Source organism: Alistipes sp. HGB5 (genome assembly GCF_000183485.2).
Taxonomy (GTDB): Bacteria; Bacteroidota; Bacteroidia; order Bacteroidales; family Rikenellaceae; genus Alistipes; species Alistipes finegoldii.
This window is the reverse complement of record NZ_AENZ01000084.1, coordinates 47,416-59,622: the sequence shown is the minus strand read 5'-3', so window position 1 is coordinate 59,622 and position 12,207 is coordinate 47,416. Positions and strand designations below refer to the sequence as shown.

Annotated in this window: 8 protein-coding genes; all 8 read left to right on the top strand. The window is 58.5% G+C overall.

Going from position 1 to position 12,207, the window contains the following annotated elements; genetic code table 11:
- The first annotated feature begins 72 nt into the window (after window positions 1-72).
- The 8 genes from HMPREF9720_RS14310 to HMPREF9720_RS14275 all read left to right on the top strand — a co-directional run bounded on the left by HMPREF9720_RS14310 (window position 73) and on the right by HMPREF9720_RS14275 (window position 12,054).
- Window positions 73-609 (top strand): RNA polymerase sigma-70 factor, encoded by a 537-nt coding sequence (locus HMPREF9720_RS14310; RefSeq protein ID WP_009599050.1) that lies wholly within the window; start codon window positions 73-75, stop codon window positions 607-609.
- 97 nt (window positions 610-706) lie between these two features.
- Window positions 707-1,648: a FecR family protein gene (locus tag HMPREF9720_RS14305; RefSeq protein WP_009599049.1), complete on the top strand. Its 942-nt coding sequence runs from the start codon at window positions 707-709 to the stop codon at window positions 1,646-1,648.
- A 165-nt stretch (window positions 1,649-1,813) separates the two neighbouring features.
- Window positions 1,814-5,221: a SusC/RagA family TonB-linked outer membrane protein gene (locus tag HMPREF9720_RS14300; protein ID WP_009599043.1), complete on the top strand. Its 3,408-nt coding sequence runs from the start codon at window positions 1,814-1,816 to the stop codon at window positions 5,219-5,221.
- A gap of 15 nt (window positions 5,222-5,236) precedes the next feature.
- The gene (locus HMPREF9720_RS14295) at window positions 5,237-6,826 is read left to right on the top strand and encodes a SusD/RagB family nutrient-binding outer membrane lipoprotein (protein WP_009599076.1); all 1,590 of its coding nucleotides are present in this window, start codon (window positions 5,237-5,239) and stop codon (window positions 6,824-6,826) included.
- Between the two features lie 19 nt (window positions 6,827-6,845).
- Window positions 6,846-7,895 carry a glycoside hydrolase family 18 gene (locus tag HMPREF9720_RS14290; protein WP_009599063.1) on the top strand — a complete coding sequence of 350 codons (1,050 nt, stop codon included), beginning with the start codon at window positions 6,846-6,848 and terminating at the stop codon, window positions 7,893-7,895.
- A 12-nt stretch (window positions 7,896-7,907) separates the two neighbouring features.
- Window positions 7,908-9,083, top strand: coding sequence for a DUF1735 and LamG domain-containing protein (locus tag HMPREF9720_RS14285; protein ID WP_009599045.1), 1,176 nt, complete (start codon window positions 7,908-7,910; stop codon window positions 9,081-9,083).
- A gap of 19 nt (window positions 9,084-9,102) precedes the next feature.
- Window positions 9,103-10,620 (top strand): BT_3987 domain-containing protein, encoded by a 1,518-nt coding sequence (locus HMPREF9720_RS14280; RefSeq protein ID WP_009599033.1) that lies wholly within the window; start codon window positions 9,103-9,105, stop codon window positions 10,618-10,620.
- Window positions 10,621-10,689: 69 nt separating this feature from the next.
- Window positions 10,690-12,054 carry a DUF4989 domain-containing protein gene (locus HMPREF9720_RS14275; RefSeq protein ID WP_009599053.1) on the top strand — a complete coding sequence of 455 codons (1,365 nt, stop codon included), beginning with the start codon at window positions 10,690-10,692 and terminating at the stop codon, window positions 12,052-12,054.
- Window positions 12,055-12,207: the final 153 nt, after the last annotated feature.

Genomic DNA, 12,207 nt, shown 5'->3' with positions numbered 1-12,207 from the left:
TTACCTTTATTCTTTTACCGGACGTTTATTCTGCCATGAATCGCTCTATCGAAATTTCCCCCCCCCCATGGTTTGGAGGAGGTCTATGCGGAGTACAGGACGTATTTCGTCCGGATCGCCGTGTCGTATGTCCGTGACAGGATGGTGGCCGAGGATTTGGTGTCCGATACCTTTTTGAAAATCTGGGAGAGCCGTACGGAGACGACGCCCCGGAATCTGCCCGCCTATCTGCTTACCGCGCTCAAGCGCAAGTGTCTGGACTATCTGCGCGACCAAGCCATTCATCTCAGAATTCAACAGAACATGCACCAGACCAGTGCGCGCGTGGTCGGAGAGCGTATCGCGCGGCTCGAAGCCAACGACCCCCAGAACCTGATGATGTCCGAGGCGCTCGCCATCATCGAACGCGAACTGCGGCGGATGCCTGAACAGCGGCGGCGGATTTTCATCGCCCACCGTTACGAAGAGATGTCCTACCGGGAAATAGCCGCCGTTTACGAATTGTCCGAAGGACAGGTGACCTACGAACTGCGTGCGGCGAAGGAGGCGCTCAAGGCTGCGCTCAAGGATTATCTTCCGCTGATAGGACTCTTGCTGAACGGCTTCTGACGACCGCCCCCCCCCGGAATTATTAAAAATATTTATTTGCGGGATTTTGCGATTTTTTTCGCAAATCCTGCACTGTCGTGCGTCAATATAGCAACTTATGGAAAAGGAAACATTATATCGCTACGTGGCGTGCCAAGCATCGCCTGAGGAGGAGACGGCAGTGCTGACGTGGCTGGAAGCCGATCCTGCACATGAATCGGAACTCGCAAAGGTGCAGCGGCAGCACGATCTGGTGGCTCTGAGCGCTCCGGTCATCAACGAACTTTACGCCAAGGACCGCAGGCGCCGTTTCGGCTCCGTCCTGCGCCGGTGGAGCGCGGCGGCAGCGGCCGTCGTACTGCTCGCCTTCGGCGGTTATTATTTTCACGCCGCACGCGATTTCTCGCGGCAGGGCGAACGGCTACTGTCGGTATCCGTACCCTACGGACAGCGCGTCAGCCTGACGTTGCAGGACGGCACTTCGGTATGGCTCAACGCCGGAACGACGCTGCGCTATCCGGCGCTCTTTACGGGGCGCGAGCGCCGTGTGGAGATCGAAGGCGAAGCCCGGTTCGAAGTGGTGCACGATGCGAAACATCCCTTCATCGTCCGGACATACGCCTGCGACGTCGAGGTGCTGGGCACGAAATTCAATGTCGTGGCCGAGGAGGAGAACGGGCTCTTCTCGACGGCTCTGTTCGAAGGCCGCGTCGCCGTTTCCAGCCGGCTCGTTCCCGGCGAACGACTGGTGCTGGAACCCGACGAGATGGTGACGCTCGAAGGGAAGCATCTCTGTCTCGCGCAGATCGACAACGATGAGGAATATTTGTGGACGAACGGAATCATCAGCCTGACCGATCAGTCGTTCTCCGAGCTGATGCACCGCTTCGAAAAGACCTTCGGCGTCACAATCCGTATCGAGCGCGAACCGTCGATCCGTATCGGACAGGGTAAGATACGGCAGTCGGTAGGTATCGACAATGCGCTTCAGGTGCTGCAGCGGTTTGCCGATTTCGAGTACGAGAAGGACGAACAGAACAACACGATAACCATCCGATAAACTCAGTCTAACCTTAAAAACGACCGGCCTATGAAGTAATCCAAGTTTGTGAGAAACTGTATACTATGATTGTCGGAACCTCAGAAAATGGCCTGTGCGGATGGTAGCACATCGCACAGGCCGGGGTTCAAGCAAACCTCCTACTCAAACCTAAAGTACAAATTTATGAATAAAACATTTATCAGACAAGCGAAAAGGTCATTTACTTTTTTATTCATGCTTGGTCTTTGCGCTATCTGGTCTCCGCGGGCGGCGGCCCAGAACCGCAGCCTGCCCCAAGTTACGATCCGGATGGACCGTGTCCCGATGTCACAGATCATGTCCGAGATCGAACGGCAGACCAAATATCTGTTCGTTACGGGTTCGGATGTCAAGACCGACCGTATCACAAGCCTCGATGTTACGGCGGTGCCGCTTACGGAAGCCCTGAACCGGATGGTGGCGGGTGCGGACCTGACCTACGACATCCGTTCGCTGAGCATCATCCTCTCCGTAAAGAAAGCCGAGCAGCCTGCGGCCGTCGCAGGTTATGTCCGCGACGGGAGCGGCCAGCCGGTCATCGGCGCCACGATCATCGTCCGCGACACCTCGACCGGTACGACGACCGACGCCGACGGCCGTTTCACCCTTTCGGTGCCCGCACCTTCGACGGCATGGCTCGAAGTGAGCTATCTGGGCTATGAGCCGCAGGCGGTTGCCGTCGGCAACCGCACTTCGTTCGACATTACGCTGCGCGAGGCCGCATCGGAGATCGAATCGGTCGTCGTGACGGCCCTCGGCATCAAGCGCTCGGAGAAGGCGCTCTCGTATAATGCCCAGCAGATCAACGCCGAGGACATCGTGGCCGTGAAAGACGTCAATTTCGTCAATTCGCTCAACGGCAAGGTGGCCGGTCTGAATATCAACGCCTCGTCGTCGGGTGTCGGCGGTTCGTCGAAGGTCGTGATGCGCGGTTCGAAATCCATCGAGCAGTCGTCGAACGCCCTCTATGTGATCGACGGCATTCCGATGTGCAACTTCCGCAGCGACGGCAGCGAGGAGTTCGATTCGCAGGGCTCTTCGGAGGCCATCGCCGACCTCAACCCTGAGGATATCGAGTCGATGACCGTCCTGTCGGGCGCAGCCGCCGCGGCACTCTATGGTTCGGATGCCGCCAACGGCGCCATTCTGATCACGACCAAGCGCGGCAAGGCCGGTCAGACGACCGTGACGGTGACGAGCAACACCGAAGTGCTCGCGCCTTTCGTGATGCCGATGTTCCAGACCCGTTACGGCACGGGCGACAAGCTGGCGGGAGCCGCCAACGGCATCTACTCGTGGGGCGAACGTCTGAATGCGTTCAATTACAGGGGCTACGACCCTGCCGACGACTATTTCCAGACGGGCGTCGTGGGCACCGAGACGGTTTCGTTCTCGACGGGCAACGAGCGCAGCCAGACCTATGCTTCGGCCGGCGCCGTCAATTCGCGCGGTATTATTCCCAACAACGGTTACGACCGTTACAACTTCACTTTCCGCAATACCTCGTCGTTCCTCAAGGACAAGATGCACCTCGATCTGGGTGCCAGCTACATTATCCAGAAAGACCGCAACATGGTCAATCAGGGCGTCTACTCAAACCCGCTGGTGTCGGCTTACCTCTTCCCGCGCGGCGACGACTGGGCGGATGTGGAGATGTACGAACGCTACAACCCCTCGCGCGGCATCTACGAGCAGTACTGGCCGACGATGGGAGCCGATACCTATCAGATGCAGAACCCCTACTGGATCAGCTACCGCAACCTGCGCGAGAACCGCAAGGACCGCTACATGATCAACGCCTCGCTGACCTACGACATCCTCGACTGGCTCTCGGTTTCGGGCCGCATCCGGGTGGACAACTCGAACAGCGACTATACCGAGAAGCTCTACGCATCGACCAACAACCTGCGCACCGAGGGATCGCCCAACGGTCTCTACGGCATCACCAAGACCAACGACCGTCAGACCTACGGCGACGTGATGGTCAATATCAACAAGACCTTCGGCGAGAACTGGAGTCTGCAGGCCAACGTCGGCGCTTCGATCTCGGACATGCGTTCCGACGCCTCGAAAGTCCGCGGCCCGATCGCCTACGGAGAGCAGACCGGTTACGACAAGGACGGCAACGCCATCTACGAGCCGAATAACATCCCCAACGTGTTCAACGTCTACAACCTCTCCAATTCGAAGACCGTCCGCGAGCAGATCGGCTGGCGCGAGCAGTCGCAGTCGGTCTTCTTCTCGGCCGAGGTGGGCTTCAAGGGGGCGTATTACCTGACCGTGACGGGCCGCAACGACTGGCCTTCGCAGCTGGCGGGTCCCAACTCGGTGAACTCCTCGTTCTTCTATCCGTCGGTCGGCGCTTCGGTCGTGCTCTCGGAGATCATCCCGAACATGCCCAAGAACCTCTCCTACGTCAAGCTGCGTGCGTCGTACGCATCGGTGGGTCTGGCTTTCTCGCGTTTCTACGCCAATCCGACCCGCTCGTGGAACTCTTCGACCAACAGCTGGAACCTCTCGTCCCAAAGTCCGCTCTACGACCTGAAGCCCGAACGCACCAAATCGTTCGAAGTCGGTCTTACGATGCGCTTCCTCAGACATTTCAATTTCGACATTTCGTACTATAACACCCGTACGATCAACCAGACGTTCAACACGGGCATCCCCGCAAGTTCGATGTACAGCAAGGTCTACAAGCAGGACGGCGACGTGCGCAACCGCGGTTTCGAAATGTCGCTGGGCTACAAGAATACGTGGAACCGCTTCTCATGGGACAGCAACTTCACGGCCAGCGTCAACCGCAACAAGATCATGAAGCTGGGCAAAGAGGTGATCGACCCCAACACGGGCAAGGTCACTCCGATCGGCGACCTGAACGTGGGAGGCATGGGTAACGTCCGCTTCATTCTGCGCGAGGGCGGCTCGCTGGGCGACATCTATTCGCGCGCCGACCTGCGCCGCGACTCGAACGGCGATATCTATCAGGATATGGACGGCAACATCTTCGTGGACAACAAGACGCAGACCAAGGATTTCATCAAGCTGGGTTCCGTATTCCCCGACGCCAATCTGGCATGGCGCAACGACTTCCGCTGGCGCAACTTCAATTTCGGGTTCCTGCTCACGGCCCGTCTGGGCGGCGTAGTCTACTCGCGCACGCAGGCCGTAATGGATTACTACGGCGTATCGGCCTCGTCGGCCGATGCGCGCGATGCGGGCGGCATCGTCATCAACGGCAACGACCTGATCGATGCGCAGAAATGGTACCAGACCGTCGCCAACGGCGATACGACTCCGCAGTACTACACCTATTCGGCTACGAATGTGCGGTTGCAGGAGGCTTCGATCGGCTACACGATTCCGCGCAAGAAGCTGGGAGACGTTTGCGACATCACCCTCTCGATCGTAGGCCGCAACTTGTGGATGCTCTACAACAAGGCGCCCTTTGATCCAGAGGCGGTCGCTACCACCAGCAACTACTATCAGGGCATCGACTATTTCATGATGCCTTCGTTGCGCAGCATCGGCTTCAACGTGCGTGTCAAATTCTAATCAAGCTAAAACGCCATGAAATTCAATATATCGAATATGACGGTGGCCCTTGCGGCGGCAGCGCTCGGCGCGGCATCCTGCACGGCCAACTACGAAGATATCAACCGGAATCCCTATGAGGTTACCGCAGAGGATATGGAGCGGGACGGTTACGCCATGCGGTCGTTCATGACCACCATGCAGAGCTGGGTCATTCCGGCCGACGTCAATCAGTGCCAGTTCACCGATCTGCTGCTGGGCGGGCCTTACGGCGGTTATATCGCCGATGCGAACAGCGGATTCAACACCGGAAAATTCTCGACCTACGACCCGCAGTCGAACTGGTCGCCGGTATTTTACCGGGTTATCTACACCAATGAAATGTCGAACTTCACGGAGTTGTGCAAGGTGACCGAAGACGAGAATGCCATCGCCGTGGCGAAGGTGGTGAAGGTCGCCGGCGTACACCGCGTCGCCGACACCTACGGACCGATTCCCTATACGCAGGTGGGTACGGGCGCCGATCCGGTGCCGCTGGACTCGGAGAAAGAGGTCTTCAAGGCCATGTTCGCTGATCTGGATGCTGCCGTCGAGGTGCTTACGCGCAACCGTGCAGGCATGATCACCACCGATGCCGACCGGCTTTACGGCGGCAGTCTGGAGCGCTGGGGCCGTCTGGCCAACTCGCTCAAGTTGCGTCTTGCGATGCGTATCGTCTATACGGATTTCACCACCGATGACGGTCGTACTCCGCAGCAGCTGGCCGAGGAGGCCGTCAGCTCGGAGCTGGGCGTGATCGAGGACAACTCCGGCAATGCCATGTATACGGGCTTCGGCAAGGACGGCAATCCTTTCTACGTCTGCTTCTTCAGCTATAAGTCGGGTGCGGGCGACCACCGCGTCGCCGCCGATATCGCGTCGTTCATGAACGGTTACGACGATCCCCGTCGTGCGAGCTATTTCAACGAGTCGGCTTTCAGCGGAGGCGGCTATGACGGTCTTCGCAACGGCATCCAGATTCCCGACGATGATCGTATCAACAACTTCTCGCGGTATAACGTGACGGCATCGACGTCGCTGATGTGGATGAACGCTTCGGAGGTGGCCTTCCTGCGCGCCGAGGGCGCTTTGCGCGGCTGGGCGATGGGCGGCAACGCCCGGACCTTCTACGAGGAGGGTATCCGGCTCTCGTTCGAGCGTTGTGGCGTCGCGGATCAGTTGACTGCCTATATGGCTTCGACGGCGCTTCCCGGCGGCTATGACGACCCGGCATTCGGTTACAGCTGTTCGAACCAGTCGACGGTCACGATCCCTTGGAACGACGGGGCGGCTTTCGAAGAGAACCTCGAACGCATCATCACCCAGAAGTGGATCGCCAATTTCCCGCTGGGTACCGAAGCGTGGGCCGATTACCGCCGTACAGGCTATCCGCGTCTGTTCCCGGTGGTGGTCAATAACAATCCCGACATCACGAATCTGCAGCTGGGCGCCCGCCGTATGACCTATCCGCTGGAGGAGTACGAGGCGAACGGCGAAACGATCCGGGCCGCCGTGGATCAGTGGCTGGGCGGTCAGGACAAAATGTCCACCCGTCTGTGGTGGGATTGCAATCCCCGGATTCGCTAACCTATAAAACCGTCAAACTATGAAAATCAACATCAAAAGATATTTTCTGCCCCTTGCAGCCGTGCTTTTCATGGTCGGCTGCCACGAGGCCGTCGAGCCTGAGGCGATCGACGTGAACTATTCGTCATTCGAGGAGACGAATCCCGAATTGTATGCCCGGTACATGCAGGCGCTCCGGGAGTACAAGGCCGGTTCGCACAAGGCGGTGTTCGTTACGATGACCGTTCCCGAAAACGGCGCCGCGACGACCCATCGTACGCAGCACTTCACGGCAATGCCCGACAGCGTCGATTTCATCGTCGTGAATCCGGTTCCGTCCGTCCTTTGCCAGACGCTTGTCGATGAAATCCGGAAAGTGCATGAGAAGGGAACCCGCATCCTCTTCAATATCGACCTGCAGACATTCGAAAACGACTGGACGCAGGTGCTGAAGGAGGACCCCACGCTCAGCGAGGAAGATGCGCTGGCTTATCTCGGCGGCCGTGTCGGCGAGCAGATCGCGCTGGTAGACCGCTGGGGCTATGACGGCTTCATCTTCACCTACACGGGCAAGGCCGTAGGCAGCATGCAGGACGAGGCGCTGGCCGTCTATACGGCCCGTCAGGAAGCGCTCTTCGCTCCGATCCGCGCTTGGCATGAGGCCCACCCGTCGCATGCGCTCGTCTTCCGCGGTTTCACCGGAGCCATTACGGAGACGAATATGCCGCTGCTGGACGAGTGCGCCTACATCATCCTGCCGACCAATGACGTGAAGACGCTCGACGAGATGTCGTTCTCGGCTCTTACCGCAGTCAGCGTTGCCGGCGTGCCGGCCGACCGTCTGATCGTGACGGCCCAGACCACCCGTCCCGGCGACGACAAGAAGGAGTTCGGTTATACCGGCATGGTCGATGCCTTCGGCGATACGGTCGAGGCGATCGAGGCTTGGGCCGGATGGGTGACGCTCCCTTCGCCGGGCTATACGCGTGCGGGGCTGCTGATCGAGGATGTCCAGTACGACTATTACAACCCCGCCAAGGTGTGGGCCAAGACCCGCGAGGCAATCGGCATTATGAACCCCTCCATCTAAAAACTGACAGCCATGAAATACAATAAATGCTTATTGGTTCTCTCGGCGCTCGCCGCAGTCGTTTTCACCGGCTGCAAGAACGAGGATGTCGAGAAGCATCGTTTCGATAACAAGTTCTATATCACTTCGGCCATCCTCTCCGACGATCTGCTGATCAAGAGCGATACGCCCGGTTATACCAAGACGATCGAATCGCGTCTGGCCAAGCCTGCCGGGCAGCAGGTCGCCGTGACGATCGAGGCCGATCCGTCGCAGGTCGCCGCCTACAACATGATCTACGGCGACAATGCCGTGGCGCTTCCCGCCGAATGCTACGAACTCTCTTCCAACCAGATCGACATTGCGGCCGGTCAGGTGAGCGGCGACGCGATAGAGATCGTGTTCAAGGATATCAACACCCTCGACGGCAGCCGTCGTTACGTGCTGCCCGTGACGGTAACTTCGTGCAATGGCGTGGATCTGCTCGACAGCCGCAGTACGGTCTACTTCGTGGCCCGTCAGGGTGCGATGATCAACGTGGTGGCCAACATCGCGTGGATGAACTTCCCGGTCAGCTGGTCGGCCGACGCCAAACCGCTCGTCAGCGGCATGAAGCAGGTCACCATCGAGGCCCTGCTGCGCAGCGCCGACTGGACCGACGGCCGCGGCGACGCCCTCAGCTCGGTATTCGGTATCGAAGGCAACTTCCTCGTGCGCATCGGCGACGCCGACCGTCCGCGCGACCAGCTCCAGCTGGCGACGGGATCGGCCAACGGCGGCAACTGGCCCGCAGCCAATGCCGCTCCGGGGCTTCCGGTCAATGAATGGGTGCATATCGCCGTGGTTTGGGATGCCGTAAACGGCGAGCGTATCTATTACCAGAACGGCAAGCAGGTGGCCTACTCCAATCAGAAGATGAGCGGATCGGTTACGCTGACCAGCAACTGTTACGTCGGCAAGTCGTACAACGAGGAGCGTTACATCCCCGGAGAGATTTCCGAGCTGCGCGTTTGGAGCGTGGCCCGTACGCCGGAGCAGATCGCCGGCAACATGTACGGTGTCAGCCCCGAAAGCGAAGGGCTGGTAGCCTACTGGAAATTCAACGAGGGTTCCGGTTCGACGATCATCGACCATGCGAACGGCACGAATCTCTCTGCCGTGGGCGGCACGCCGACTTGGATTCCCGTAACTCTTCCTGAAATAAAATAACCAATAACAGCTATTACGCATGAAAACGAGATATTTCAAATCCGGTATTCTTGCCGCAGCCGCGGCCCTGCTGTGTTCCGCTGCGCTCGTATCCTGCACGGACGACGTCACGGTCGGCGAATGGGATGGCGCCGGCTCGATCGAAACGGGCCTCAATGAAACGGGCGCCATGCTGCAGGACCTCAATTCCGGGAAGTCGAACACCACCGTCGAATTGTGGAAGGAGACCTACACCGCCGACCTGCGTCTGGTGCTGACCAAAACCCCTTCCGAGGGATTTACGGCCCGCGCCAAGGTCGATGACTCCTATGACGTCGGACAGTACAACAAGGCCAACGGCACGAACTATACGCTTTATCCGGCCGACAAGGTGACTTTTGCCAACGACGGCCTCTTTGCCGCCGCAGGCCGCAATGTCGAACTTACGGTCGAGATGACTGTCCATGCTGCCGAAGGACTCGTAGCAGGCCGGGGATATCTGATCCCCGTAGCCCTCGAAGCCGATGGCGTGATCCTCAAGGAGAGCCATTGTTTCTACGTGGTGAAGGATATGACCTCGATGCCTACCTGCTATAAGGGCGACGACCTGCCGAAGGGCTTCCTGTTCTTCGAGGTCAACGACGTCAATCCGCTCAACGCCCTGACGTTCGAGCTCGAAGACGGACGCCTGCTGTGGGATGTGGTCTGCCTCTTTTCGGGCAACATCAACCACCATGCGGACCGCAACGCTCCGTTCCTGAGCCTCAATCCGCAGACCCAGTACTGGATGGATAACAACGAGGTCTTCATTCAGCCGCTGCGCAAACGCGGCATCAAGGTCATCATGTGCGTACTGGGCAACCACGACCAGTCGGGTGTAGCCCAGCTTTCCGACTACGGATGCCAGATGTTCGCCAAGGAACTCGCCACGTTCTGCGAAGCATACAATATCGACGGCGTGTGCTTCGACGACGAGTATTCGAACAGTCCCGATCTTTCGAATCCCTACTATGCTTCGCGCAGTTCGGCGCGTGCGGCCCGTCTGGCCTACGAATCGAAGAAGGCGATGCCCGACAAGCTTGTCGTTGCCTATTGCTACTCTAGCTTCAATATCAGCGGCTGGCCGACCGAGATCGAGGGACAGGACATTGCGGAGTGGGTCGATATCGCCGTGGGCGATTACGGTTGGTCTACCTCGCCCATGGGCAATATGACCCAGAAGCAGTGCTCGGCCATCTCGATGGAGTTCAACCGCGGTACGGGCGGCAACTTCACCAGCGTTGTCGCCGAGAGAATGCTCGACCCGACGACCGGCAAGGGCTGGTTCATGGGCTTCGCGCCCGACCCGTTGAAGAATACCAACGGCAGGGTGAATAAGAATGCTTGGCGCAATATTTTCGTCAACCGGCTGAACAAAGGTCCCGAAACTCTCTACGGATCGCCGCTCAAGGAGCCGGAGCACTTCTACAAGTTCGCCGACACCACGCGCTATAATTATCCTGAGGACCTGCCGGATACCTATTCGCGTCCGGCGCAGCCTGAGTGGCCGAACTATTGATTCGATTCCGCCTTGCGGGCGGGGTGCGGCCCTGCCTGCGAGGCGATATTAACCGAAAAACAGTAAACGATGAAAAACATGTATAAATATGCACTGCTTTTCGCCCTCGCGGGCGGTGCAGCGCTCTTCACCGGCTGCCGCGCCGACGAGGAGGTCGATCTGGCGGGCTACCCCGAAACGCCGGTCGGCGCAACGATCTCCGGTACTACGGACCGGGTGGCGACTTTCGCGGGAACTTACGATAATGAAGGCGTGCTGAATCTCGCCGGTTCGCTTTCGGGCGAGTATACCATTGCCCTTGCGCAGGCCAGCCCCGAAGAGACGGTCGTTCGCGTAGAACCTATTATCACCAATGTACCGGCCGAGCTGGTCGAGATCAGCGCGCGCGAGCTGGTGATTCCCGCCGGCAGCACTACGGCGGCAGTCTCGGTAAGGATGATCGAGGAGAACTACGACTTCATGGAGAATGTGTTCGGGCCTGTGACCTACGAGCTGGGCGTGCGTGTGGTCGAAGCGCGCGGTTCGCAGGTTCCCGTGGTGGACGGCGAGGCGAAGATGGTGATCGAAAAGGCTGCCTATGTCGCTGTCGCGTCGCTCGTGGGCGTCGAGGGCAATGCCGTGACTTTCAAACGCAACTTCATCGACGGTGCGATCGTCAACGAAGATCCGATAACATATGACGTGAAGGTCGTGGTGGACCGTCCCGTGCTGGAGGATACGAAGTTCGTCGTGAAATCGGCGGGCATTCCCGAAGGATTTGTCGACGACGAGCGCTTTACGCCCGCTGCCGAGGTGACGATTCCGGCCGGGGCGAAAGAGTCGGACGCAACGACGTGGTCGGTGACGGACGACTTCCTCGAAGCGGACGAAGAACTCGGCACTTTCCCGGTGCAGCTCACGGCCGAGCTGGTCGGCGATACCGCCGGGGCCGCCGTCGATCCGGAGGATGCCGGCGTTGCGATTTCGATCGTGAAGAAGTCCGATCTCCTGACTTTCCTGTCCGCGGCCGATCCGTCGTGGAAGAAGTATCCGACGAGCGGATGGACCGTGCAAACCAACGGCAGCTCAAGTTCGAATGCTAATACCGCTCTTTGGGACGGAGATTCGTATTCCGATATTTATCTTTGGAGAGATTCCTCGCTCGAACTTACGATCGACATGAAGACCTTGCAGTGGGTCGCCGGTTTTGATATTCAGGCTTTTAGTATCGACTATTTGGGCGAGTACTTCGAGCTTTCTACGTCGGAAGACGGGGAGAACTGGACGCCGCACGGAGAGCTCCGGCAGGCCGAGGCTCCCAACAGAGGCTATGGCGCAACCAACTACGTTCAGTTGCTCAAACCCTGCAACGCCCGCTATGTCAAGTGGGTCGGCATGAAGGGCAGCACTGCGCTTAGCATCAATGAGTTGTATATCTATGGTCGGAACGAATAACCGCTATCCGGTCCGAATGTTAACGGAGGCTCCCCGCAGAAATGCGGGGAGCTTTTTTTCGGTCTTGACTTTTGTCGGCGGAGGTCCGTCGTCCGGCAATCAGGTCGGTTTGACACTTTTGTAGCCAAAATTCATCATTTTGTGCATTTTTTC

Coding starts and splice junctions, on each gene's coding strand:
- HMPREF9720_RS14305 (WP_009599049.1), top strand. CDS start 707: ATGGAAAAGGAAACATTATATCGCTACGTGGCGTGCCAAGCATCGCCT.
- HMPREF9720_RS14300 (WP_009599043.1), top strand. CDS start 1,814: ATGAATAAAACATTTATCAGACAAGCGAAAAGGTCATTTACTTTTTTA.
- HMPREF9720_RS14295 (WP_009599076.1), top strand. CDS start 5,237: ATGAAATTCAATATATCGAATATGACGGTGGCCCTTGCGGCGGCAGCG.
- HMPREF9720_RS14290 (WP_009599063.1), top strand. CDS start 6,846: ATGAAAATCAACATCAAAAGATATTTTCTGCCCCTTGCAGCCGTGCTT.
- HMPREF9720_RS14285 (WP_009599045.1), top strand. CDS start 7,908: ATGAAATACAATAAATGCTTATTGGTTCTCTCGGCGCTCGCCGCAGTC.
- HMPREF9720_RS14280 (WP_009599033.1), top strand. CDS start 9,103: ATGAAAACGAGATATTTCAAATCCGGTATTCTTGCCGCAGCCGCGGCC.
- HMPREF9720_RS14275 (WP_009599053.1), top strand. CDS start 10,690: ATGAAAAACATGTATAAATATGCACTGCTTTTCGCCCTCGCGGGCGGT.